Annotated in this window: 28 protein-coding genes and 1 pseudogene; 3 read left to right on the top strand and 26 right to left on the bottom strand. The window is 63.7% G+C overall.

Translation table 11 applies throughout. From position 1 onward, the window contains the following. Nucleotides 1-37: 37 nt before the first annotated feature. The 23 genes and pseudogenes from FE840_RS10220 to FE840_RS10110 all read right to left on the bottom strand — a co-directional run bounded on the left by FE840_RS10220 (nt 38) and on the right by FE840_RS10110 (nt 19,495). Nucleotides 38-1,432, bottom strand: coding sequence for a sensor histidine kinase (locus FE840_RS10220; protein ID WP_138288393.1), 1,395 nt, complete (start codon nt 1,430-1,432; stop codon nt 38-40). Then, nucleotides 1,422-2,093, bottom strand: a complete 672-nt coding sequence (locus FE840_RS10215) for a response regulator transcription factor (protein ID WP_138288196.1) — start codon at nt 2,091-2,093, stop codon at nt 1,422-1,424. Before FE840_RS10215 ends, FE840_RS10220 begins: the two co-directional genes overlap by 11 nt. A 52-nt stretch (nt 2,094-2,145) precedes the next feature. Beyond that, nucleotides 2,146-2,415, bottom strand: coding sequence for a hypothetical protein (locus FE840_RS10210; protein ID WP_138288197.1), 270 nt, complete (start codon nt 2,413-2,415; stop codon nt 2,146-2,148). A 142-nt stretch (nt 2,416-2,557) separates the two neighbouring features. After that, entirely contained in the window at nt 2,558-2,764 is a 207-nt protein-coding gene (locus FE840_RS10205) for a hypothetical protein (protein ID WP_138288198.1), read from the bottom strand. A gap of 37 nt (nt 2,765-2,801) precedes the next feature. Then, nucleotides 2,802-6,569, bottom strand: coding sequence for a baseplate multidomain protein megatron (locus FE840_RS10200; protein WP_138288199.1), 3,768 nt, complete (start codon nt 6,567-6,569; stop codon nt 2,802-2,804). Between the two features lie 2 nt (nt 6,570-6,571). Beyond that, nucleotides 6,572-7,051 (bottom strand): NlpC/P60 family protein, encoded by a 480-nt coding sequence (locus FE840_RS10195; RefSeq protein ID WP_138288200.1) that lies wholly within the window; start codon nt 7,049-7,051, stop codon nt 6,572-6,574. Between the two features lie 292 nt (nt 7,052-7,343). Beyond that, nucleotides 7,344-7,598, bottom strand: a complete 255-nt coding sequence (locus FE840_RS10190; RefSeq protein ID WP_138288201.1) for a hypothetical protein — start codon at nt 7,596-7,598, stop codon at nt 7,344-7,346. Between the two features lie 456 nt (nt 7,599-8,054). Next, the gene (locus tag FE840_RS10185; protein WP_138288202.1) at nt 8,055-8,948 is read right to left on the bottom strand and encodes a DUF2163 domain-containing protein; all 894 of its coding nucleotides are present in this window, start codon (nt 8,946-8,948) and stop codon (nt 8,055-8,057) included. Continuing rightward, nucleotides 8,945-9,583, bottom strand: coding sequence for a DUF2460 domain-containing protein (locus tag FE840_RS10180; RefSeq protein ID WP_138288203.1), 639 nt, complete (start codon nt 9,581-9,583; stop codon nt 8,945-8,947). The genes FE840_RS10185 and FE840_RS10180 overlap by 4 nt, the downstream gene beginning before the upstream one ends. Before the next feature lie 30 nt (nt 9,584-9,613). Continuing rightward, a complete protein-coding gene (locus tag FE840_RS10175; protein WP_425502125.1) occupies nt 9,614-10,201 on the bottom strand; it encodes a phage tail tape measure protein in 588 nt (195 codons plus the stop codon). A gap of 15 nt (nt 10,202-10,216) precedes the next feature. Further along, nucleotides 10,217-10,384 carry a phage tail assembly chaperone gene (locus FE840_RS20865; RefSeq protein ID WP_246318749.1) on the bottom strand — a complete coding sequence of 56 codons (168 nt, stop codon included), beginning with the start codon at nt 10,382-10,384 and terminating at the stop codon, nt 10,217-10,219. Nucleotides 10,385-10,656: 272 nt separating this feature from the next. Continuing rightward, a pseudogene (locus tag FE840_RS10165) lies at nt 10,657-11,004 on the bottom strand (gene transfer agent family protein); the annotation flags it as partial. A gap of 10 nt (nt 11,005-11,014) precedes the next feature. Beyond that, nucleotides 11,015-11,422: a phage major tail protein, TP901-1 family gene (locus FE840_RS10160; RefSeq protein ID WP_138288205.1), complete on the bottom strand. Its 408-nt coding sequence runs from the start codon at nt 11,420-11,422 to the stop codon at nt 11,015-11,017. A gap of 185 nt (nt 11,423-11,607) precedes the next feature. Next, complete coding sequence (locus FE840_RS10155) at nt 11,608-12,825, bottom strand: tetratricopeptide repeat protein (RefSeq protein WP_138288206.1); 1,218 nt, start codon at nt 12,823-12,825, stop codon at nt 11,608-11,610. Between the two features lie 494 nt (nt 12,826-13,319). Then, nucleotides 13,320-13,718, bottom strand: a complete 399-nt coding sequence (locus tag FE840_RS10150) for a DUF3168 domain-containing protein (protein WP_138288207.1) — start codon at nt 13,716-13,718, stop codon at nt 13,320-13,322. After that, on the bottom strand, nt 13,699-13,914 hold the full coding sequence (locus tag FE840_RS10145) for a hypothetical protein (RefSeq protein ID WP_138288208.1): 216 nt from the start codon (nt 13,912-13,914) through the stop codon (nt 13,699-13,701). The genes FE840_RS10150 and FE840_RS10145 overlap by 20 nt, the downstream gene beginning before the upstream one ends. Next, nucleotides 13,911-14,249: a phage head closure protein gene (locus FE840_RS10140; RefSeq protein WP_138288209.1), complete on the bottom strand. Its 339-nt coding sequence runs from the start codon at nt 14,247-14,249 to the stop codon at nt 13,911-13,913. The genes FE840_RS10145 and FE840_RS10140 overlap by 4 nt, the downstream gene beginning before the upstream one ends. After that, nucleotides 14,249-14,818 carry a head-tail connector protein gene (locus FE840_RS10135; RefSeq protein WP_138288210.1) on the bottom strand — a complete coding sequence of 190 codons (570 nt, stop codon included), beginning with the start codon at nt 14,816-14,818 and terminating at the stop codon, nt 14,249-14,251. The genes FE840_RS10140 and FE840_RS10135 overlap by 1 nt, the downstream gene beginning before the upstream one ends. A gap of 166 nt (nt 14,819-14,984) precedes the next feature. Then, entirely contained in the window at nt 14,985-16,241 is a 1,257-nt protein-coding gene (locus tag FE840_RS10130; protein WP_138288395.1) for a phage major capsid protein, read from the bottom strand. Nucleotides 16,242-16,284: 43 nt separating this feature from the next. Next, nucleotides 16,285-16,860, bottom strand: a complete 576-nt coding sequence (locus FE840_RS10125) for an HK97 family phage prohead protease (protein WP_138288211.1) — start codon at nt 16,858-16,860, stop codon at nt 16,285-16,287. 246 nt (nt 16,861-17,106) lie between these two features. Then, the gene (locus tag FE840_RS10120; RefSeq protein WP_138288212.1) at nt 17,107-17,436 is read right to left on the bottom strand and encodes a DUF6107 family protein; all 330 of its coding nucleotides are present in this window, start codon (nt 17,434-17,436) and stop codon (nt 17,107-17,109) included. A 173-nt stretch (nt 17,437-17,609) separates the two neighbouring features. Next, nucleotides 17,610-18,101, bottom strand: coding sequence for an alpha-ketoglutarate-dependent dioxygenase AlkB (locus FE840_RS10115; RefSeq protein ID WP_246318748.1), 492 nt, complete (start codon nt 18,099-18,101; stop codon nt 17,610-17,612). 230 nt (nt 18,102-18,331) lie between these two features. Further along, a complete protein-coding gene (locus FE840_RS10110) occupies nt 18,332-19,495 on the bottom strand; it encodes a phage portal protein (protein ID WP_138288214.1) in 1,164 nt (387 codons plus the stop codon). A 154-nt stretch (nt 19,496-19,649) separates the two neighbouring features. On the opposite strand from FE840_RS10110, the gene FE840_RS10105 reads away from it, so the two are divergent. Next, a complete protein-coding gene (locus FE840_RS10105; RefSeq protein WP_138288215.1) occupies nt 19,650-19,901 on the top strand; it encodes a hypothetical protein in 252 nt (83 codons plus the stop codon). A gap of 106 nt (nt 19,902-20,007) precedes the next feature. On the opposite strand, the gene FE840_RS10100 is transcribed toward FE840_RS10105, so the two are convergent. Together FE840_RS10100 and FE840_RS10095 are read right to left on the bottom strand one after the other, a co-directional pair. Then, a complete protein-coding gene (locus FE840_RS10100) occupies nt 20,008-20,313 on the bottom strand; it encodes a Dabb family protein (RefSeq protein ID WP_138288216.1) in 306 nt (101 codons plus the stop codon). A gap of 92 nt (nt 20,314-20,405) precedes the next feature. Further along, entirely contained in the window at nt 20,406-20,996 is a 591-nt protein-coding gene (locus FE840_RS10095; RefSeq protein WP_179028204.1) for a hypothetical protein, read from the bottom strand. A gap of 266 nt (nt 20,997-21,262) precedes the next feature. On the opposite strand from FE840_RS10095, the gene FE840_RS21050 reads away from it, so the two are divergent. Both FE840_RS21050 and FE840_RS10090 read left to right on the top strand, forming a co-directional pair. Beyond that, nucleotides 21,263-21,394 carry a hypothetical protein gene (locus FE840_RS21050; protein WP_281366482.1) on the top strand — a complete coding sequence of 44 codons (132 nt, stop codon included), beginning with the start codon at nt 21,263-21,265 and terminating at the stop codon, nt 21,392-21,394. A 375-nt stretch (nt 21,395-21,769) separates the two neighbouring features. Beyond that, nucleotides 21,770-22,123, top strand: coding sequence for an endonuclease domain-containing protein (locus FE840_RS10090; RefSeq protein WP_138288218.1), 354 nt, complete (start codon nt 21,770-21,772; stop codon nt 22,121-22,123). A 354-nt stretch (nt 22,124-22,477) separates the two neighbouring features. Here the strand turns inward: FE840_RS10090 and FE840_RS10085 are convergent, their stop codons facing one another. Next, entirely contained in the window at nt 22,478-23,770 is a 1,293-nt protein-coding gene (locus tag FE840_RS10085) for a DNA-packaging protein (protein ID WP_171033755.1), read from the bottom strand. Nucleotides 23,771-24,038: the final 268 nt, after the last annotated feature.

The raw sequence follows: 24,038 nt of genomic DNA, 5'->3' as shown, positions 1-24,038 counted from the left end.
GTTTTATGGCAAAAGCGTTTTCCAGAGGCTGAAGTGATCACGCCGTGTCTTTTGTCACAGCCGGGAGAACCAGTCGAGCCCGCAAACCACCAAGTTCCGCGCGCGATAGCTCGAAACTGCCCTGATACTCGACGGCAATCTCCTTGACGATCGAAAGACCCAGGCCTGTCCCGGGCTTGCTTTCGTCCAGTCTGCGGCCCCGTTTCAGCGCTTCGCCGATTTCGTCGGGCGCCAGTCCCGGCCCGTCATCCTCGACCAAAACCTCGACCCAGCCCTTGCGTCCTTCCTGGCTCGGATCGGGCGGCTGGGTATAGGCAGCGCGGGTCACGACCCTCGTCCTGGCAAAACGGGCCGCATTCTCCAGCAGGTTACCGACAACTTCTTCAATGTCCTGTTGTTCCATCGCAAGGACCAGATCTGGGCTCACATCAAGGACGAATTCTGTCTCGGTGTTGAGCTTGCGCATCACCCGGGTGAGGCGTTCGAGAACCGGCAAGAGGTCGGCACGCGCCAGAACACTGTCGCGCTGGGCGGCAATGCGGGCGCGGTTGAGATAGGAGGTCACCTGCGCCTGCATGGCCTGCGCCTGGCTGGTCACCACCTCGCCTTGCGTCTTGCCCAGCGTGCGGGCCTCGTTGAGAAGGACCGCGATCGGCGTCTTCAGCGAATGGGCCAGATTGCCGACCTGCATGCGCGCCCGTTCAACGAGGCGGCGATTGCTTTCGATCAGCGCATTGATCTCGTTGGCCAAGGGTTGAATCTCGCTTGGAAAATCGCCCTCGATGCGCTCGGCCTCACCCCGGCGGATGCGTTCCAGTCCGCGGCGCGCGCGGTCGAGCGGCTTCAATCCGTAGATGATGGCGAGGCCGTTGATCATCAGCCCCCCCACCCCGACAACCAGCAGCGCCAGATTGAGCCGCGTCGTGAAGAAGGAGATTTCCTCCTCAACCACTTCCAGATTGCCGGAAACTCGAAAGCGGGCCGCCCGTCCCTCTTCATCCAGCACGATTTCCGTCTCAACAATGCGGATCCGATTTCCGGCCGTATCCGTCGCCTCGTAGAAGCGCTCGTAATTCTGGTCGAAGGGCTGCTGCACCAGCGCCGGCACGTCGAGATTGTTGGTGCCAAGCGATGTGGAGGCAAGCGGGGCCGCCGAAAAATTGCCAAGCGGCTCGACCAGCCAGTACCAACCGGTCAGCGGCTGGGAAAAGCGCAGGTCGCCAAGCGACGGGCTACCGATCAGACCGGCATCGTCATCGATCGAAACGGAATTGACGACGTTGTAGAGCTGGGCGCGCAGCAGGCTGTTAAAGCCGCGCTCCACACTTTGGCGGTAAAGTGCTGAAATTGCGAGAGCAATCGTCAAAAGGGCAACTGTCGACCAGACGGTTGCCAGAAGCAGAACGCGAAGGGTGAGCGACTTAACGCGCATCAGCCGGCGCTTGGATTCGGTAGCCAAGGCCGCGCACGGTTTCGATCATGTCGACGCCGATCTTTTTGCGCAGGCGACCGACAAAGACTTCGATCGTGTTGCTGTCCCGGTCGAAATCCTGATCGTAGAGATGTTCCACCAGCTCGGTGCGCGATACCACCTCGCCCATATGATGCATGAGATAGCTCAATAGCCGATATTCGTGGGAAGTCAGCTTCAGCGCCGTGCCGTTGACGGTGGCCTTCGAGCTTTTGGTGTCCAGCAGCACAGGCCCACAGACGATTTCCGACGAGGCATGCCCGGCAGCCCGCCGGATCAGCGCCCGGATGCGGGCCAGCACTTCCTCGACATGGAACGGCTTGGTCACATAATCGTCCGCACCGGCATCGATACCCGCCACCTTGTCGGACCAACGGTCGCGCGCCGTCAGGATCAGGACCGGCATGACGCGGGCATTGGCACGCCATTTTTCCAGAACGGTGATGCCATCCATCTCCGGCAGGCCGATATCGAGGATCACCGCGTCATAGGGCTCGGTATCGCCGAGGAAATGGCCCTCTTCGCCGTCAAAGGCCTTGTCGACGACATATCCAGCCTCTTGCAGAGCTTCGACCAGTTGCCGATTGAGATTGACGTCGTCCTCGACCACCAGAATGCGCATGAAGGCTGTCCCCCAAATTTCTGCCATAAATGGCCCGTAGGCCCGAATTGTGTCAGCCGGACACCCGCCGTGTGACCTTGCGTGGACGCTCGCCACCGCTTGCGGGCACCAGCACGGTCACAACGCATTGACCGCCTGATTCGTCAACGGAGAGCAGATCTCCGCCCTCCTCCGCTGCAACCTGCCGGGCAATGGCGTTACAGTCGAGGCCGCTTGACTGAGCCAGCATCATTGATGCTGGCAGGCCGTCCGCGCGGCTATCCGCCATGGCGGATAGCGCCAATGCGAATGCCAGTGCTGTGATGATCTTGTAAGATGCCATTGCTTTTTACTTCTTGATGACGCCTGCCCTAGTGTCGTTGTTCTACCCTATGCCTTCTGAATGGCAAATGAATGCCCGTGCAGAAAGACACGCTTGCGTTATCCCAAATATACCCGACTGGCTTCCCCGTCTTCGATCGGGATCAACGGATCGGTCGGGTCGCCACCACGCGTCCATAGAGCGCTATCATACCACCAAATGCGCCGGCAATCGACACCAGGTGATCGGCAAGTTCGCCTTTCATGGCCTCATCCACTGTCAATCCGGCCATGTCTGCCAAGGGTGCGGCAATCGCGATCAGCGCGCCCCAGACGGTTTTCGACTGATACCATGGCTTTGTGTCGAACATGATCATCTCCCTTTTTCCATTGATTTTCATGCATGATTTAAACGACCGGCACCTGCGTCATCCGCGCAGGGCTGGTTGCCAGGCGCCCGATCTGCCGGACGCTCAGGAACAGCCGGGATTGGCGTGCGCCAAAATCGGCCTCTTCTTCGGCGGTGCCATAGCGCCAGCGACTCACCCCGGTCGTCACGCTGCGCTTCAAGGCCCCACCGTCGAAGACTTCGAGACGATAGGCCTCCGCCGCTTCATCCAGCGGGATCTCGCTTGCCTGCCAGCCATCGGCATCGATACGCCCGCGTCTTTTCCAGCGGATCTCGACGGCGCCGTCGGCCTGCCGAACCGCCCGGAGATGCAACGGCGTCAGCGGCGTCTCGGCGCTCAGCCCGCCGGCAAAGGTAAAGGGACCGGCCAGAGCACCGGCACTTCCCACCGGCTCCAGAATGAAATTCTGCGGCAGGCCTGCCTCCTCAAGTGACAGGCCGAGCGGCATCAGCGCCTGATCGAGCAGCACCACGCGCGCACCGGCAACAGCGCCGTTGTCCATCGCCCATTCGGTGCCCGAAAGCCCGCGCAGTAGGCCACGGAGCCGAAAGCGCCCCGGCGTGATCTCCTCAGCCTCCAGAAAACCGATGACCTCGCAGGCCCCGGTCACCGTCTCGACCGCCATACGGTTTTCGCCGTTCAGCACCGCAAGCCGGCTCGCTGACGCCAGTTCGCCCGACACCAGATCGACCACCGGCTGATTGCGCCAGTCGAAACGCCCGCTCGGCCCCGCCTGAAGATCACCCATCAGGCGCCCGATCGTCGCCGGCCTTTCGATCACACCGCGCAGCCGATAGCCTTCCTGCTCTGGCGACGACGAGACCGCCACCCGCCGCCAGGGTCTTGCAAAGGCCCCAACCGAGGCTCCGCCCGCACCACCTTCCAGCCTTGGCAGGTCGAGAAACACCACCAGAGGCGCAAACAGGCTGGACGCCCGCTCGCCGACATCCCGGTCGGGACTTGCCGCCTCCACGGCCTGGGCGCTGCGTCCGGCAAAGGCGCGCAATGTCAGGCGCCGCGTCAGCCCGTCCTCCACCTCGGTTACCAGAAAGCGCCCCTCCGGCCCTTCGGCGAACCTCAGCACATCGCCCGGCTCGACCTCCAGCGCATGGGGGCCGAGCGCCAGTTCCAGCCGCCGGCGCGACAGCCGGTGGTCGCGCAGCCAGGTTTCGGCAGCGGCGAGCGCCGCCTGTTCCGCCATCACCGTCGGCAGGCTGCGGGCAAGGCCGCGCTGCGTTGCCGCCTCCAGCCGCTGCGAGCGCACGCTGGTCTCGGCATAATCGCCCGCCTGATCGATGAATGTCAGCATGCTTTCAGCGGCAAAATCGCTGTCATGCCCCCGCGTCTCGCGCCAGAGCGGCCTGTCGGCGAGATCGGCCAGTACCTCGATCCGCCTTGCCGGCAGGCTTGCGGCATTGCGGCTGCGAAAGCGCAAGCGCCCGTCCGCCTCGATCACATCGAGGCAGAAGATGTCGATGAGGGGTTCCAGCAGCGCCCGCGCCGCGCCGAAATCACCCTTCACATAGCCGCCGAGGTCGCCACTCACGGCAGACACATCGAAATCATGAAAGCCGTGATCAGCAAGGATTGCCGCAATCGTATCGGCAAGTGTTGCTGTCCCCAGCCGTCCGTTCAGCCAGTGTCCCCGCCGCCAGTTCTCGCCATCCGACCAGATGGATATGGCCTCGGGAAAGGCCGGCTGCGGTCTTGCATCCCAGGTCCAGAGATAGACATGGTCGGGGTCGACCATGCCCGGTGGAGCGTCCGCCCGGGTCCAGTGCCCCAGATGCGCCTCGAGAAACCGCCGCTGCTGACTGTCGCTGCGTGCGCCTGTCGAGAAATGGGGTTTGGCGCTTTCGGCTGATTTCGGATCGATGAAGACATTCGGCTGGTTGGCACCCCGGTCCACCGCCGGGCATCCGAGCTCCGTAAACCAGAAGGGTTTCATCTGCGGCAGCCAGCCGGTCGGCTCCGCCTGTTCGATCCCACCCCGCCGGTTGAAGTGGCGGTTCTGCCACCAGCCTTCCAGATCCTTCGCGCGGTAGACCCAGGGCTTGCCATAGGCCCCGTCGGTGATCGGTGTACGCCGCCTCTCGCGGCGGTCCTCGTCGCTGGCATAATACCAGTCATGGCGTTCGCCACCTACAATCATCCGGGCCATGGCAGCGGCATCGTCGGGCGTCTCAAATCCATCCGGATTTTCCGCCTCAAGATCCGCGTCGCGCCAATCCGACAACGGCAGGTAATTGTCGATGCCAACAGCCGTGATCGCCGGATGCGCCCAGAGCGGATCGAGATGGAAGAAGACATCGCCCGATCCATCCGTCGGATGATGGCCGAAATATTCGCTCCAGTCGGCGGCATAGGTCACGCCCGTCGTCGGCCTCAGGATCGCGCGGACTTCGCCTGCAAGCGTCACCAGATGCTCCACAAACGGAAAGCGGTCGTCCTGATCCCTGATCGTGGTCAGCCCGCGCAGCTCCGAGCCGATCAGAAAGGCATCGACACCGCCCGCCTGTTCGGCAAGGCCTGCATAATGCAGCACCAGCCGGCGATAGCCCTCGGCCCGCGTTGCGAAGTGATCCACCTGTGCGCGTGCCTGCGCCGTCCTGTCGGCTGTCGGCGGATAACAGGTGATCCGTCCCCGCCAGGGATAGACCGCCTGCTCGGCGCCGCCATAGGGATCGGGCAGCCCGTTCTGCGCAGGAATATCCATCATGATGAAGGGATAGAGGGTCACTTTGAGACCGCGCGCCCGGATGTCGCGGATCGCCTCGATCACGCTTGCATCGCTCGGCGTCCCGCCATAGGCCGGGCTGCCATTGATCCGGCTGATGAAATGCGCCTGCGCCCGCCCGAGGCCGGCGACCGACCAGGGCCTGCTCTCACCTTCGCGGCTTTCAGCCTCCACCCCCGGCAGTATCCGGCAATCACCGGCGCGCAGATCCGTGCCGAACCAGGAAACGACCAGCGCCACATCCTTGAGGTTGGGGCAAAGCGCCTGCAATTCATCGAGCGAGGCCTGCCAGTCGGTCGAGGCCGTCAGCGTGTTGCGATTGAGGATGCGGGCCTGTCCTTCGCCAAGGCTTTCGGAAACCTGCGTCACCGCATAGCCATGTTCGGTGGCACCCGGAATGATCGTCACCGCCCGGATCATCGGCTCCAGCCGTCCAACCGAGCGGATCACCTCGAACTGCAACAGCGGAATGCGATTGCCGAAATCATCAAGCGGCAGGCGCTCGAAGACGACATAGGCGATGCCGCGATAGGCCGGCGCATTGCCCGCCCCCTGGCGTGCCGCTATCAGCGGATCGGGCTGCTGGTCACGAGTGCCGGTATAGACCCGCATCTCGATCTCGGTCAGGTCCAGCTCGCGCCCGTCGGCCCAGACCCGGCGCACACCCGTAATCGGACCTTCGCAGAGCGCCAGCGCCAGATTGGCGAAATACTGGTAGCTGCGCACCCGATTGCCGTTCGCCTTGCCGCCCTGCCGCTCGGTCGTCACCTGTTCCTCGAAACGGGTGGCCCAGATCAGCGTGCCGCCCAGCCTTGCGGTGCCATAGAGCCTCGGGATCGCCGTTCCCTCGGCAGCCCCGCCAAGCCGCGCCGAGGATAGCCTTGCCCCCTCGACCGTGCTGCCGCCGATCAGCGCCCGGTCGATGGCACTGCCGGCCAGCGCGCCTGCCGCTCGCCCGATCATCGCACCAACCGGCCCGAAGACCGAACCGAGGGCCGCGCCCGCCGCCTGCAGGAGAATGGTTGCCATGGTCAGTTCTCCGGAAACCGAAAGACCGCCGCCACCCGGCGTCGCCAGGACGGCACCAGCGGCGAGATCACCACCGCAGCCTGTTCATAGGCATGAATGAAATGGTCTGGATCGACATAGATGCCGGCATGCTTGGCCGCCCGCTTCGGATGAAAGCGAAACAGCAGAAGATCCCCCGGCTGCGCTGTGGAAAGTCCGGCATGATGATGGAGAGTTCGGTCAGCCCCTGCCCCTCCAGAGTCCACCACCGGCACAAAATGCCGCCGCGCCGCCTCCAGCAAGCGCTCCTCCCCCGACCGCTCCCCCCAATCCGCCGCATAGGCCGGCACCACTTCCGGCTCGGCGCCATAAAGCTCCCGCCAGATCCCGCGCACCAGCCCCAGACAATCGCAGCCCACCCCCTTCACCGACCCCTGATGCCGATAGGGCGTGCCGATCCATCCCCGCGCAGCCTTGAGCACGGCCTCTCCCTGCATTGGCATGAGGATCTCCTTCGTGTGAGATGCGTGGTTGGGTAGGTGGGGAACGGGCAGGCCGCACAGTCCGCGTTTCGCGGCAATCTGGGCGAGGCTCTCTCAGCCGGATTGATCTGGCAGACGGGGATTTAGGTTTCGGGGCAATATTTACCCATTTTGGGTATGATTGTACCCGGAATGGGTACTCTCTCACTCGGGCGTCACTGTGCGCTCCGGTGGCACCATCTCTCGCGTAGCTATGCAGCTTGCTAGGTATAGCCAAAACGGATCACGAGGCCCGGAACCGGCTCCGGTAGTTTCACCTGGAGATCACGCCATATTCGGCGTTCTCGATCTCGGCCAGCAGTTCATCGTCAATCTCGCTTGCATCGAGAACCCGAACTTCCTCGCGCTTCAGCCTGTTGAAATGCTCCAGTTCCTGTGGGCTGATATAGGCACCTACAACGCGGTCATGCGACGTGACCTCAATCATGCCGTGGCGATAGACCTCTTCACGTATTCTGCCGAACTGCCTCGCGAAGGTACTGGCGGAAACTCTATGCGCCTGCGACATCTTAGCGACCCTCTCTGATAATGCACAAAATACGTAGTTTGCGCAGATTATCAAGTGGAGGCCGGAATTGCCGCTTGATCTTGACTGTAGGGCTTCATGTCAGCCAGCCAGCCAGCCATGTGGCTCAGCGATTTGGGCAGTCGGCAGCCCGATCTTCCCCCTTGTGGGCAGGGCAATTGCACATGGATTTTGAGCGGCGCACGAAGCGGGCTCCCTCTTTTCCCCAGCGGGGAGAAGGTGGCCCGCAGGGCCGGATGAGGGGGGCGAAGCGCTCAAGCTGTGCCGGACGGCCCCCTCATCACCTCGCGTCTGCTCGGCACTTCTCCCCAAGGGGAGAAGATGGAGCCCGGAACCGCCACCGGTGTCCCATATGCGCTCTCCCCCCTGTGGGGGAGATGCCCGGCAGGGCAGAGGGGGGTGCCGCCGACGCGAACCTCTCAAAGCTCCCCAGCTCCTTCACCCCACCACCACCCGCCCGTCATGGGTCGTATCTCCGCCCACATAGGAATAGGCGAAGTCGCTGCCCGGCATATGGGGAAAGCCCTGGAAGTTGAGCGCATTGGCAAAGCGGTCGCGGCAGGTGGAAAAGCGCTTGTCGCAGCCGACCGACAGCGTCACTGCCGTGCCGATATCCGGCGCATGGTCGAGCGGCAGCCAGAGCCGGATCAGCGTGTCGCCGCCGCGCGCCAGACTTTCCTCTATCGTCACGCGCTGGCCCGACAGCGCCCCCGCATCAAAGCGCAGATGGCCCAGCCGAAAATGGCCATCGACCAGAACAGGCAGCCCGCCGATGACAAGCTGATCGGGCGTCTCGACGGAAAGCACCTCGCCGCTCACCCGACGATCCGCAACCGCCATGGACAGCCGGCAGCGATCATCGCCCAGATCGGCATCGCAGCGGCGGTTATAAATGCGGCCCGTCTCCTGCGACAGGCGATGGGCAAGGCTTCGCAATTCCGCGCCAAACGCGCCGCCCGCCCGCGACACCTCGCCGATCTCGCTTACCGAAAGCCGCAGATGCTGGTTCTCCGGCGCCTGCCAGTTGACGATGAAGGTTTCCACCCGAGCCCCGTCATAAAGCCCTACTGCAAGATCCGCCTCGCGGATCGCGACACTGGAAAAGCCGCCGGCGATCTCGGCAGCGGGTGCAGCTAGGCCACTCGCGCCATCCGCTTCGCTTCCTTCAAAGCCGCTTCCCGCCTCAAAGCGGATGCCGGCAAAGGAGAGCTTCTCGTCATGCTCGGTAAAGCCCAGCACGACGCCATCGCGCCGTGTCAGCCTCCAGGCGCGGCAGAGCGTCGTCTCGCCCGTCTGCAGATGCGTCGCGAGCTCATCGGGAATTGCTCTCATGGCTTCACCTCGATCAGCGGAATGGCCGGAATGCGCCCGGCGCGAAAGGCTTCCAGATTGACCTCGATCCGGTCGGTATCGAAACGCACCGGCACGTCGAATTCGAACCCGGCCCGGATCACCGCCCCCATCGGCGGCGCGGCCCCTTCAGCAAAGGTGACAAGCCCGGCCACGGGATCGCATTGGGCCACCGCCTCGTCGACCACGCTTCCATCGACCGAAACCCGAACCGTGCCCTCCACCGGCTTTTCGATCCGCCTGGCATGGCTTGCCGCCGCATCGCCATAGGTTTTCGTCAGCGGAAAGACCCGGGTCACCCCATCGCCGATGCCGATCCGCTGGTCGAGCGCACTTGTCGCCTGCCCCGGTGGTGCCGAGGCAAAATCGAGCGGATCGCGAAAGCGAAAGCCGTGCAGCTGCCCGCTACGCGCCTCGAAAAAGGCCAGCACCGCATAGAGATCCTCCACCGAGCGCAGGCCCGAACCGGCATCATAGCGGCGGCGGCTGTCGCACCAGCGCCGGTTGCGCGCCTCGCGGCCATTGCTCAGATTGACAATATCGGTCTGGCGCACCGGCCCGCCGCTTGCCGTCAGCGACAGCCGCAACGGAAAGCGCTGCTCGTGAAAAGCCATGATCGTTTCCTTTTCCGGATCGCGTCTGAGCGCTCAAAGCCCGCGTCGCCCACGCCCGACGGAGCGCGCCAGCATGGCGGTGATCTGGCCTTCGCTGCGGGCAAAGCTTGCCGCATCCGTCGCCGTCACATGAAAATGGATGGTCGGCTGTCCCTCACCGCCGGCTGCAACACCCAGCGTCCCGTCGCTACCACGCTTCAGGGGCAGGATGGCCTCGGTCCCTGCCTCGCCCATCAGCCCCGCTCCCCCCACCATTGGAAAATAGGTCGGCGCCGTTATAACCCCGCCCTTGGCAAAGGGTGTCACTGTTCCCAATGATCCGGCCAGACTTCCGGACAGACTTCCGGACAGCGATCCGACCAAGCCGGATGCCGCCTGTCCCAGCAGACCTTCCAGCGGCTTCAGCCCCGCCGTCAGCGCCATATCGGTCAGACGCAAACCGACGGCCCTGAGCGTCTCCTCCAGCGATTTTCCGCCACGCACCGCGCCTGTCAGAGCACCGGTCAGCGCCCGGCCAAAGCGTTCGGAGCGTGCCTCCAGATCGGCCAGCACTCCGGCTGCCGCCGTGCCATCCAGCGTCACGGCAAAATCAAGCTCATCCCCGTGCATATCCGTGTCCATCTCCGCTCCTCGTCCTCATGCAGGCGGTTCATCCGGAAAGCGCCGCATCAGCTTTGCCAGATCCGCCCGCGCCATTGCCCCGCCGCGCTTCTCCAGAAAGCCGGCAAGCGCTGCAAATTCCCGTGGGCTCAGCGCCCAGAAATCCCGCGTAGCCAGCCGCAGGCGACCAAGCCCGATGGCCATCACAGCATCCCAGGGAAAGGGTGCAGCAGATGTCTCGGGCTCGGGTTCGCCTGCGGCTTTCAAGGGAAATCGGGTCCAGCCTGCCCTTCTCCCAGTTCGACATCGGTCATGGGACAAGACGCCCTCTGGCCTGCCGGCCATCTCCCCCACGAGGGGGGAGAGGACCCCTGGATACCGCTCACGCCAGCATCGCTGTCAGCATCCGCTGCCAGAGCCCCTCCCCCTTGTGGGGAGGGGTTGGGGAGGGGCCTTGTTTCAAATGCGATCGGCCTGTCTTCCTTCGCCTCGCCATCGGCAAAGGTCGCAGCCAGCAGTTCGCCGACAATCCGCGCCGCGCCCGTCACCCCGCCCTCGACGGCCATACCGGCCACGTCCTCGTCGGAAAACCGGTTTCCCCCGCCGCGCAAGCCCACCGCCAGAATGCGGATCAGGTCGTTCGACGTCAGGCGCCCCCTCTGAAAACGGGCACCGAGCGCCGCCAGATCCTCGACGCCGAAGGCGGTCTCCAGTTCCGCCAGCGCTCCAAGCGTCAGGCACAATATCCGCCGCTCGCCGTCGATCACCGCCTCCACTTCGCCGCGCCGGCGGTTGGCCCGTCGCACTGTATCTGGATGTCGCATCACGTCCTCCTCATAGGGCGGCAAAGGAAACGGCCCCTGCCGATTCCAGCGCGATCTCGAAGGTCACTTCGCCGTCGTGATTGCCGCCATAATCCAGCGCCGTGATCTGGAAAGGTGCCGTCACCGTGCCGAAATCCGGAATGACCACCTGCCAGTCGGCAATCTCACCGGCAAAGAAGGCGGATCTGACCTGCGCATCGGAGGCCTGGTCCTTGAACAACCCGGCACCGGTTACGCTGGCCCGCCGCACCCCGGCTCCACCCAAAAGTTCCCGCCAGCGCCCGGCACTTTCCCCATCGGTCACATCCACCGTCTGGGCATTGAAGGTGAGCCTGCGCGAACGTAAGCCTGCCACCGTCTCGAAACCCGCAGTCCCGGCCATTTTCAACAGCAGGTCCTTGCCCCTCTGCGCGCCCATGGCATCTCTCCTTGTCGGTTGTGTTTGGATTGTACAATTTCGCCGGAGGACGGTCGGTCTCCACGACCGCCTTATGCCCATTTGCCCGTTCTCTGCGTCCGATTGACGGGATGCCGGAAATGACAAACCCGCCAGGCTTTCGCCGAGCGGGTTCTGAAAACGGTCGTATGGTTTGGCGTTCGTCGTTATCCGCCGATGAATTGCAGCAGATATTGCCCATCTCTGGCGTTATTTGCTTGGGTCTCAAGCTCCTTGGACTTTTCGGCATTGCCAAGCCGCAGTTGGATGATGCTGCGGCGAGCGTAATAGGGAGCCCAATCTGGTTGTGCCAAGGCCGCCTTTTCAAGCAGCGCATCGGCACCCGCCAGATCACCATTGGCGACCAGCAGATTGGCACGACTATTCAGCACAATGTGGTGATCTGGGCTCAGCTGAGCAGCACGCTCGATTAAGTCGGTCACCTGTGAGCGGTTCAAGCCCGTGATCAGGCCGAATTGCCCGAGAAGCGCCAGCGCCGGCCCACGGTTCTCGTGGTCCTCGGAATCAACGATACTCTGCAGCGCTCTGCGCAATTGTTCAGCGCGCTCAAAATGGCCGTCCCACCTGGCCATCTCGATGATGGCGAAATAGAGACCGCCGAAATTATCCCCGGCGTCGAATCCCCGCTTCAAATGCACGCTGGCCGCGACTGGATCGACCGGCAGCCCGAAGCGCCCGTTCAGATAGGCCAGACCGAGCTCTGCGCTCCCGACAGCCTCGCCCCGAATGGCCGCCTCCAGCAGAGCGGAAACCACGGGACGGGGATCATCACCTTCCTGATGCGCTCCTGCCAACATCAAGGCCTTTCGACCAAGCGCTGCTTCGTTTCCCTTGGCAATGGCCTGATTGTAGAGTTCCAGGGCTCTCGCCTCATCCTTTTCGACGCCCAGGCCGAGGCGGTAAAGGTCGCCAATATTCGAATAGGCCACACCCCAGCCGGCATCCGCCGCAAGCTGGTAAAGCTCGAGGGCTTTCTTGAGGTCCGCTTCCACGCCGCGCCCGGTATCATACAAGAGGCCGAGTTCAACGGCGGCAAGCGTATAGCCCTTGGCCAGCGCTTCCTCGAGCAAGGTCCTGGCACGCTCGTAGTTTCCGAGCTTGACTTCGACACGGGCGAGCTGGAAAGCAAGCCTGGCTATGTCAGGATTGGCAGCATAGGCAGCTTCGCACGCTGTCTTCGCCTTTTCCGTGTCGAGATCCTTGAATCTGACGCCGGCACGCCCGGCGGTCGTGGCAAGATCGTTGTTGCTGGCCGCGTAGCGATCACAGTTGATGACCGTCTGATTGACATCCTGGCCAAGGGTGGGGCCGGCCAACAAAAGCGCCACCACAAACCCACATACTCCGATCTGAACCTTCTGCACGTCGTGTCCTCCAAAACCTGTTCCGTCCGCGCCGAAGAGGACAACGGGCACATAATTCCGGTCAACCGTGATGATCGGCCAAATCTGGGTCTATCTCTCCCGGCAGGCATTGTGATCGCCGGAAAAACGAGACCCGCCAGGCGTCTCGCCGAGCGGTGTTTTCGATCGTTTTCCCCGGTCCTGACCATAGTCAGGCAATCGTCCCAGAACACCCCCGAAAGCAATTATTTCCTGGTGTTTTCAATGGCCTTTATTCCGACTGAAGTTTCCTCATCTGCGCTCCCTGGCTGTGACACTCAGGCATAACACCAAGTCTCGGTGATTGGCACCGATAGGATGGCCTCTTGCGGGCCGCTGGCTCGGCGCAATGCGCCGGGCGATGCTGTCGCATCGACCAGGCGGCGCAACAACGCCGGAGGCCTGCCATAAGCCACCTTCGGTCGGCTTCTCGTCCCTTCCGGCGTCGTCGAGATTTGGTATCAGCCCCGACCTTCTCACTCCAGCACCGCCCGCACCGTCACCTCTGCCACAAACAAGCCCGTCCGCATATCGCGACGGCTTGCCGTGCGTCGATGCAGCATGTTGGCAAGCCGCGTTTCGCCGATGTTTTCTCCGAGCCCCAGCGCCAGCGCGCGCAGCCTGTCGGCCAGCAGCTCGGCCTCCCTCCGGCCCGTCTCGCTCCAGATTTCCAGCGTCAGGAAACACTCAAGCGACGCCTCGCTTGCCGTTGAATAATCTCGACTTTCGACAGAGCCCAGGCTCAGTCGCGGCAGGCGGGTCGCGCGGTGGCGGCGGTCGGTCAGTCCGTCGGAACCGAGAAACCCCGTCAGGACAGGATCGCTCGACACGGCACTTTGCAGGGCGACCAGCAGATCATTCACCTTTGCGCCCATGGCGACCCTCCCCCGTCACGCCGGGCGCTCCTGTCTCAGACGCGCCCTGCCGCTTTCCCGGCTTGCGGAACGCGCCCTTGCCCATGGCCCGGCGCAAGGCAAGGCGCCGCTCCAGCGCCTCGCTCAGCGCCGTGCGCAGCACATGGCCGAGAAGCCGCCCCGTCTCGTCGAGGCCCGTTTTGCGTGCGCCCGTCATCGCTCCATCTCCCGGCATCCCAACTCAAGAAAGCGACCGCCCTCGTCGGGGTCGCTCACCGTCTCGATCACCAGGACGCGCGCACCCTTGGTGAGCCGCATGCCCGGCCTTGCCTCCACCCCCGCCCGGATCATCACGCGGTGCGTCAGCCTTGCGCGCTGCCCTGCCGCATAGTCCTCCTCGCGGGCGAGAAGCGGCTCGATCCGCGCCCAGACCGGCTGAACAGCCATGAAATTTTCCAGCGCCCCACCTTGTCCGTCGGGCAATGGCTCCGCCCGCTCAAGCTGCAGCCTTGCCGTCAGCGCGCCCGCATCGATTTCGTAAAACCGCCCCATCAGAGCGCCCTCCGGCAGAAGGGCGCAATCAGCCGGTCATAGCCCGGCGGGATCACCGCGGGCTGCATTTCGGGTGACACCAGACCGCGCCAGGCATACATGGCCCCGATATGGATCAGCATGGCCCGCTTCAGGCTTTCCGGCACGTCGGTGCCGCTTTCGCCAAATCCGGCAGTGAACTCCACCTCGATCCCGTTCATCCGGCGTTCCGGCCTCGGCACCTCGCGCAGCCAGAGCCTTGCCGGTCGCGCCTCGCCATCGAGCAGATGATCGGCAAGCGACACCGGTTGCGGCATGCCCGCCGCGTCATAGACGGTCACCGCCGTTACGGCGCGCACCGGCCCGCGCGGAATGGCCAGAATGCCATCCGCCGGCCATTGGTCGAGGCAGAGCCGGAAGGCCCGCGCCGTCAGCGACAGCCCTGTCTCCCCCTCCAGATGCTCGCGCGCGGCGACAATCAGCGCCAGAAGCAACGGATCCTCTTCCGCCCCGTCCAGCCGCAAATGCGCCTTCACCTCGACAAGCGTCAACGCCTCCGCCACAGGCGGAGAAAGGTCTATAATGGTCATGGGGATATCCTTTGAAATAGGAGCGCGCGGTCGGAAACGTCGCTCTTCTCCCCCGCGAGGGAGAAGAAGCAAAATCGGCTCTTAGCCAGAGGCTAAGTGCCAGATTTTGCAGTTGAGGGGGTGTTCTCCAGACCCGCAGAGGGGCCGCTTTTTCAGCCCTCGGCTTTCACGCCGAAAACCGCACCAGCTTGATCGCCTCGAAGTCCTGGACGCCACCGCCGACGCGCTTGGTCGTATAGAAGAGCACATAGGGCTTGGCCGAATAGGGATCGCGCAGGATGCGAACACCCACCCGGTCGACCACCAGATAGCCGGCGCGGAAGTCGCCAAAGGCGATCGCCGTCGCATTGGCGGCAATCTCGGGCATGTCTTCTGCCTCGGTCACAGGAAAGCCGATCAGCGAGGCGGGCTCGCCCGGTCTTGCCGGCGGCGCCCAGAGATAGTTGCCATCGGCATCCTTCAGCTTGCGCACCTCGCCCTGCGTGCGCCGGCTCATGACGAAATGGCCGTTCTGCCGGTGGCCTGCCTTCAGCGCATAGACGACATCCATCAGCACGTCGGAGGCACCGGTTGCAGCAAAAGCGCCGGCCGCGCCGGTCGCGATATAGCCGAGCCTGCCCCAGGTCCAGGCGCTCTCTGCCACCTGGTCATAGGCGAGAAAGCCCTTCGGCTTCAAAACGCCGTCGCCGGAGACGAAGGCCGTCCCCTCCTGTTCGGCAAAGGCCAAGTCCACTTCGGCGGCAATCCAGGCCTCGATATCGACGGCGGCATCGTCCAGGAGCGCCTGGGTCGCCGCCGGCATGGCGTAAAGCTCCATGGTCGGGAAGGAGAGTTCGGAAAGCTCCGGCGTCCCGGTCTGGGGTCGGCCTTGTGTCTCCGCCACCCAGCCGGAGGCAAAGCCGGTCGCGGCAAAGGGCTTTTTCAAAACGGCGCCCGAGACCTGCCGCACGGTCGCCAGCGAGCGGATCGGCGAAATGGCAGCGAGCCTTCGCCCGATCTCGCCATCCACCTGTTCAGGCACCAGATAGCCGCCATCGCCGGAGACGCCGGCAGACAGCGCCTTCTGGTCGAGATCGCGCAGGCCTTGGTCGTCGCCGCGCCGCACATAGGCCTCGAAGGCCGCCTTGTGCTCCTCGCTCGCCTCCAGGGTCTGTCCCGGTCGCGACAGCTGCGGGCGCATCTTCTTCAGCACGAGTTCGTCGATCAGCCGGCTCTGCTCGTCCATCGCCTTGTTGATCCGCTCCACCTTGTCGCGGGTCACGACATCGCTGGTCAGCTTTTCCTCGATCTCGGAAAGCCGCCTGTCATTTACCTCGCGGAAAGCCTCGAAAGCCCCCATGAAGTCCTCAAACGCCGCCGTCACGCTGTCGGGTGCCGCCTTCACCTCGGGCGCCACCCGGCCCGGCATGGCCGTCTTCTCCATCACACTCTCCCTCTCACTGTGCATCGCCTGCTCTTGCATGGGGTCATCCTTTCGAAAAATGACTGCTGGTCATGGTTCTTGCCGCCCGGCGCATCAGCCGGACGAGTTCGGTTTCACGGTCGCGGAAAAACCGCTGATGCTTGACATTCGAAACCCTGGCGGTCGGCAGCATGGGAAAGGTGACGACCGAGATCTCCCAGAGATCCGCCTCGATGATCCGGCGCACGCCGCTCTTGCGGTCGCCCCGGCTTTTCAGCGCGCGAAAACCGATGGAGAGCCCATCCAGCGCGCCGGATTTCATCAGCGCATGCACCTCGCGGGCGCGCAGCACATCGGTCGCCAGCTGCCCCTCGACATAGAGCCCGCGGCTGTCCTCGCGAAGCGCCGTCCAGCGCCCGATCACCTCCATCGGGTCATGCTGGTAGAGCATGCGCACGCCGCCCGCCCCGCGCACGGCAAGCGAAGCGGAGAATGCCCCCGGCTCGATCACGTCGCGCCCGAGATCCACCTCGCCAAACAGGCTCGCATAGCCGGAAAACGTCCCGTCGCCGGTCACGCCCTTCAGCGTCAGCCCGGCATATTTGAAGCGCGGCCTGCCGGCCCCGATCTGATCCCGCATCGGATCTCTCCTCATGATGTTTGAAATTCCGCTCACCCCTGTGTGCCTCTTCCTCTCCTCCCCGGCGGGGAGAAGGTGGCCCGTAGCGCCGGATGAGGGGCAGTCGTCCACCCACCTCACCCTTGAGGGAGGAGGTCGCCGCAAAGCGGCGGGTGGGGGTGAACCTGTCTGCGAAACTGGCGGTGAACCATGGGTGAGAGTGCGGACCCAACACCCCACCCCGGAGCTTCGCTCCGACCCTCCCCCTCAAGGGGAGGGTGGAGAGCCATCCAGCCTGTTCCTCGCCGTCAGCCGCACCAGCAGCCCCAGCCCCCACCAGGCCAGAAAGGAGGCAAGCGTCGCCCCGGCCAGCATGATTTCCGCCGAAGTCAGGCTCTCTTCCAGCGCCAGTTGCCGGGCGCACCAGACACCCATCGGCCCGCCAAAGATCATCCCGCAGGTGACCCCGGTCAGAAACCGGACCGCCGCCTCGCGGCGACCCTTGGGCAGGAGATAGACCAGCGAAATCGCGGAACCCGCGACAGCACCGATCAGGCGCGCGCTCAACACGCCGCCATCGGGAGAAAACTCGGTCATGGGCTGACAATCCTGCTCAAGACGAAAGGAGTTCGCATCGGCGCCGCTTGAGTGCGGACCCGAATTCTTATGGTTAATGAATTGCTTATGCGGGAAAGCTCAGACCGGACTTCGCCGCGCTGAAGCGCTGCTTGAAGTGACAAGGATTGTTCCGGCGGTCCCCTGCCGCAGGGTCAGAACCGCATGCTGCGAAAGGTGAGTGACACCCGACGCTCTCGCGCCACGCGCCGACTGTCGATGACATCGCTCAAGCGCGCCGGGATTTCATGGGTCCAGTCATGGCGGGCCGGACCTCCCAGCACGAGGACGGAGCGCGGCGGCAGGACAACCGCCCGCATCTCGCCATCGCCCTGATGGCGAAACACCATCTGGCAGGCCGAGAGCAGACTGACGGATGCGATCACCGGCCCGAAACACGGCTGGCAATCCACATGGGCGCTGATCCCCTGCCCCGGCCAATATTCATTGGCAATCACCTGATCCGGCACCGCGCCAAACAGGCCTTCTTCCGCCAGCCGTCGCGCCAGTTGCTCCAGCACGCCCGGCAGCGGCCCGATCCGGCTCTCGCGGGAGGCGATCCTGGCGCGGTAGTCATAGCGATAACCAAAATGCTGCACCCGCCGCTTCAGCTCCCCGCTCCAGAGGCCGGCGTCTAGAAAGGCCATGAGTGCGGCCTCCACATCGGGTGGCAGCCAGGCGGGGATGAGGGAGGCGCCGGGGGGCGTGTGGGGCTGGATCTCCATGGGCGCTTATCGGTATAGGTGAAGCGCCACTTCTAGCAGGGTCTTCTGTGGCCGGCATCCGTGGGATGCCGGGGAATACGAACAACACGATCGCGGAGAGACGCAGCGGGAACAGTGGCGCGCTCTCCCGCACGGGGAGAGGGAAAGAGCTCTCAATACCCCACGGCCTCCCTCTTCTCCTCATCGCTCAGAAACGCCGCCGCCCCCACCCTTGCCCAGAGCGCATCCCGCTCGGCGGAAAGCCCCGCCACCGTGTCGAGATCCGGCACCAGCCGCAGGGGCTCTCCCGTCACGTCGCCGAGAAACCGCGAAAGGGCCGCTCCCGTCCGCGTCACCAGCGGCAGCACGGTCAGCCGGTAGAAGGCGCGGTTGGCCTCCTGGTAATTGGCATAGGTGTTGTCGCCGGGAATGCCGAGCAGCATCGGCGGCACACCGAAGGCAAGTGCGATATCGCGCGCTGCCCCGTTCTTCGCCTCGACAAAATCCATGTCCTTTGGCGAAAGCCCCATCGACTTCCAGTCGAGCCCGCCTTCGAGCAAAAGCGGGCGACCGGCCCGCATCGGTCCGGAATAGCCCTCGTCCAGTTCCTCGCGCAGCCGGCGATACTGGTCGCTGGTCAGATTGCCGCCCTCCTTCGGCTGGTAGACCAGCGCGCCGGAGGGCCTTGCCGAATTGTCGAGCAACGCCTTGTTCCAGCGCCCCGCCGCATTGTGCAGGTCGAGCGCCACCTGCGCTGCCGCAAGCGGCGCAAAGCCCAAGTGATCGTCCAGCGGATGAAAGAGCTTCAGATGCAGCAGGCCATCTTCTGCAATCCGCCGCACCCGGCTCCCTGCGCGGTAGTCATAACCGGAGGGCCAGCCGTCCGGCCCCGCCACGACGCTCACCCGGTCGGGCCTGAGAAGATGCAGCTCCACCTTACTCCCTGATCCAGCCGTGATCGCCTCGACAAAGCCATTGCCCGACAGCATCAGATGCCCATAGAGCCCTTCGAGAAAATCCGCCCCCGTCATCGCCCGGTTCGGCCTTGAGAGGAGCGTGAGCGCCGGATGGCCCTCCTCTTCCCGCGTGCCGCGATAGGCGAGAAAGCCGATGCTCGCCGCCGCTTCCGAGACCAGCCGCACACAGCGATGCGCCACCGGGTTTTTCATAAAGCCCTCGCGGGCCAGCGCCGCATAGGAGCGCCCCGTCCAGCGCGCCTCGCCCTCGCCCGCAATCAGCGCCAGCGCCGTGCCGGGTCGCGGATGCAGCGCCTTTTCTTGCACCGCAGAGGTTCGATCCCGGGCATGCGCCCAGGGCAGACGGAAAGGGAGTTTCATGGGGATGTTTCCTTGGGAGTGTGTTTCGGGGAGCGCTGCTCGAGTCTCAACGAAACCGCGCTTCTGCGGGAATGACCCTAAACGCGCCTTAAGGTTGCATATGCCTGTTTTTCCCGTATTCTTGCGTCACGGTGTTTTGCGAAAGAGGCATGTCATGGGCGAGCTCGAACAAACCGAAAGCCTGAAGATCCTGATCCGCAACGAAACCCAGAAACTGACGGCCAATTTCCTCAACACCTGTGGAACGACCATGGTCGCGATCGGCGTTTTGACGCCAACGATCAACGCGATCCTGACGGATCCCGGCACACTCAGCCCGCTTGCGATCTTGGGTTTCTTCTCATTCGGTATTATCTTACACTTATGGGGGCGAGCATTTCTGGCGGATATGGAGGAAGCGCCATGATGGACATCACCGCCACGAGCGGATTCTTCAATCAGGCAGGCCTTTTCCTGCTCGCTCTGTCGGCTGTCGTTGCCGTTTATCTTCTCGTGAAAAAACGACAAAGTCGCTAAGCCCCCAGACCAACCGCCTCCTCCACCCGATAATCCGCCGCATAGCGCTCCTCGCGCAGCGGCTTCACCCGTCTGATGCTCTCCTCATAGAGCGGATGCGCGTGATAGGCCGCCAGTGCCGTCTCATCCTCGAATTCGCCATAGACGATCAGGTCAATCCCCTGGTCGAAGCGGTCGCGGCGCAGATTGGTGCCGATTTCCAGGCGGCTGGCATGGGGTATGCCGGTCAGGATCGACAGCCCGTCGCGCACCGCGTCGAGGTTCTCCGGCCTGACGGTGAAGAAAACGATGTGGCGGATCATGGTCTGTCCTTGAGCTTGAAGGCCTTCCGGCATGTTGCAAAGCAAAAGCCGATAGCATCGCCCGCGCTTTGCCTCAATGTTGCATCGGTCGTTCACAGGTCCTGAAGCCCCGCCCGGATCGCCCGGTCGAAGGTCCGGGCCGTCTCGGCAATGCTGTCGGCCCGGTCGAGCCCGTTGATGATGCGGCGCGCGCCGCGCCAGTCGGCCCGGCTTCCGTCGAAATGGTCGGCGAGCTTGCGACCGGTAAAACTTCCCTCGCGCATGCCGGTGAGCAGGATCCGTGTCGCGACCGCGAGCTCCATCGCCCTCTCGGGTGCGGCCACGAGGTCGATCCCGGTCACCCGGCTCATGCGCTCGTAATTCCCCTTGTGGGTCAGCTGGACAAAGCCGCGCCCGAGCCAGGTCTTCCCCTCGCCGTCGAAGCGCCAATAGGGCGTCTTCACCGTCGGCAACCGACCGCTGCGCCATGCCCGTTCCAGCCGCTCCACCGCCTCTTCGTCGCTCAGCGCCAGCGTTTCGCGCACCGGCTGCATGGTCGCTGCCGTCTCGTGATGGGTCGTGGCCAGCATATAAGCGAGCCAGCGCGGATCGCTCCAGCCCTCGCGACAAAAGCCATCGAGGATCGACTCGGTGCCCTTCACCTGCGCCCGGCTCAGCCGCCCGCCACAGATCTCCGCCCGCATCACGGAAAAAACCGCGCGCGGCCAATGACAAATTCCGTCATGTTTCTACCCTCAATGGAAAGGACAGGGCATGCTGCACGGCAGAAACGACAGTGGTTTCGTCTGCCCGTTAACGATGCCGCCAGAAAACTGTCATCTTAAATCGATTGAAGAAAATTCAATCGTTTGAAGCACTTCCCGCCCATATTTACAAATATTTAACACTGTGGAACCTAGGCGCCATCAAGGACGTTGAGGCGCACATCTCCAACGTGAGGAGGATGAAGATGCAGCAGACCACTACCCATGCGGGCAAGCCCGAAACCGCGCAGCAGACCATTCCGGCCCATGTGCTGGAACGCCTGGAAAACGAATGGCGCCAGATGCGCCAGTCCGCCGCCCAGCCCTCTGCCAAGTAAATCATCGGGACGATCCGCAGTTTCAAGCCGGCGCCTTCGGGCGCCGGTTTTCGTTTGGCGGTGGTTTTCCTTCTCCCCTTGAGGGAGAGGCGGCGCGTGTCCTTTTCTCTCCCCGTGAGGGAGAGAATGCGAATTTCAGCATCTTAGCCTTGGGCTAAGTGCTAGAAATTCCAAGTGAGGGGGAGCATTCCGCGATGACCCCTCATCTGCGAAATCTGAGGTTTAGCCTTCGGCTAAGCCCTCGATTTCGCTTCTTCTCCCTCGAGGGGAGAAGAAAGGCGGCGCACGACCCTGTGGCTAAAACCAATTCCCCTCGGAATGGAGGATAGCGTCATCCGTCTCGCATGAACATCATGAGCGAACGAGGGGCAGATCATGGCACGACAGTTTCCACCGCTCGCAAGAAGACGCGCACGCGCCATGCGGCAGGACGCAACCGACGCCGAGGCGATCCTCTGGTCTTACCTGCGCAATCGCTGCCTCAATGGCTTCAAGTTCCGTCGGCAGGTGCCGATCGGTCCCTATATTGCGGATTTTGTCTGTCACGATCGCCGCCTGATTGTCGAACTCGATGGCTTCCAGCATGCCGGAGACGAGGCTGACCTCAGCCGCGACCGTTATCTTGTCTCGCTTGGCTACCGTGTCCTGCGCTTCTGGAACCAGGAAGTCTATCAAAGCCCCGATGCCGTTGCCTGCCACATTGTGGAGGTGCTGGAAGGACGGGCCTAGCTGGATCTTTCGATGCGCGCTCGCTTGCGCTGTCTGACGTGAAGAGCTCCCCCTCATCTGCGAAATCTGAGGTTTGGCCTTCAGCTAAGCCGTTCGCAGCCTTCGCGCGGCGTCGCGCTCAGGCCTTCTTTCGCTGAAATCGATTCACTGGATCGATTTCTGGCCTTCGGCCACCGCTCTGAAGTCTCCCTCAAGAGGAGAAGAAAGGCCAAAGCTGCGGCGACCTTTTCTCTCCCCTGGAGGGAGAGAATGGAATTTCAGCATCTTAGCCTTTGGCTAAGTGCTAGAAATTCCAAGTGAGGGGGACTTGGCCTCCGATTTCGCAGACGAGGGGGACGCCGATCCATCCCCCCCTCACACCCCCCTGATCCGCGGCTCGCCCGCGCCCTCCAGCATCAGCGCGGTGAGCGCCCAGACCAGCGCATCCAGCCGGTCGGGCGAGCGGCCGCTCGACAATCCGTCGGGCCCGAAGTCGCACATCTGGTCTTCGAGTGCTGCAAATCGCCCCGCATGGGTCACGCGGCCCTGCTCGTAAAGGGCTGCCACCGGTTCGGCGCGCAGGAACTTGCCGCGCGTGGCGCGCACCGTCGTCAGCGGCAGCTTTGCCTCGATCCCCTCCAGCACGGCGCGCACCATGTCGCCGCCCTGGTTCACCTCCGCCACCACCCGGTCAGCCTCGAAGCGACGGAAGGCGGCGACCACCGCGCGGGCCCAGCCTGCCGGGCCAGCGCCCTCCACCGAGCAATCCGCCAGCACCACCGCCTGGCCGTTCTCCTTCAGCCCGGCCACGACAATGCCGCAGCAGGCGCTTGTGCCGCCCGCCGGCGGGTCGACCGCCACGACGATGCGCCGCAGCGGTTCGGAAAGCTTCACCACGATCTCGTCCAGCCGCGCCCGTTTCCACAGGGCGTCGGGCCGATCCTCGATCAGCTCGCCATCCAGCTCCTGCCGCCCGAGCCGTGTTCCGCCATAGCGGCCGGTCAGCGCGCTCAGGAAACCCGGTGCCAGATGCGCCGCATTGCGTTTCGTCGCCATGCGCGTGAGCCTCGTCGTCTCATCCGCCATCAACCGCTTCAGAAGCGGGATCGGGCGCGGCGTCGTCGTCACCACCTGACGCGGGTTTTCCCCCAGCCGCAGGGCAAATTGCAGCATGTCATAGGTCTCGTCGGCATGTTTCCATTTGGCCAGCTCGTCGCACCAGGCGAGATGAAATTGCGGCCCGCGCAGGCTTTCGGGATCTTCGGAGGAGAAGATCTGGGCAATCGCGCCATTCGGCCAGACGATCCGCCGCCGCGAGATTTCCACCTCGGGCCGCATGCGCCTTGCAATCCGGGTCAGCCCCGAAACCCCGTCGATCATCACCTCGCGGGCATCGCCGAGCGTTTCGGCCACCAGCGCAATGCGCAGATCCGTCCGCTTGCCCGCCGCCATCACTTGCGCCTGCAGCCATTCGGCCCCGGCCCGCGTCTTGCCCGAGCCCCGCCCGCCAAGGATCAGCCAGCTCGTCCAGTCGCCCTCCGGCGCCAATTGTTCGGGCCGCGCCAGAAGCTGCCAGTCGCGGGCGAGAAAGGCGAGTTCGCCGGGAGTGAGCGATGAAATTTCGGGGGCCAGTGTCGCAGCATCCAGATCCGGCAATAGCCCGGCCATCCACCTTGTTGCTTCGTGACAAACGTCCATCACGCCCTTCAGGACCACCAGCCCTTCCGTCCGCCCCTGAAAGATTGTCTGCCCTTCCGTTTTCACCCCCCTGTCGATCCCCTCCAGCCTCGCCATCCCGCGCGCCACCCTCTCCCGCTCCAATCGCCCCAGTGATTTTTGCGTCATCGATTGTTCCTTTGGGGGCCGATGTCGACCTTTCTTCTCCGTTGGCGGGAACCTTCCCTCTCCCCTTGAGGGAGAGGCTTCGGAGCGTTGG

It is taken from the genome of Peteryoungia desertarenae (assembly GCF_005860795.2).
GTDB lineage: Bacteria > Pseudomonadota > Alphaproteobacteria > Rhizobiales > Rhizobiaceae > Allorhizobium > Allorhizobium desertarenae.
This window is presented reverse-complemented; position numbering and strand designations above follow the sequence as displayed.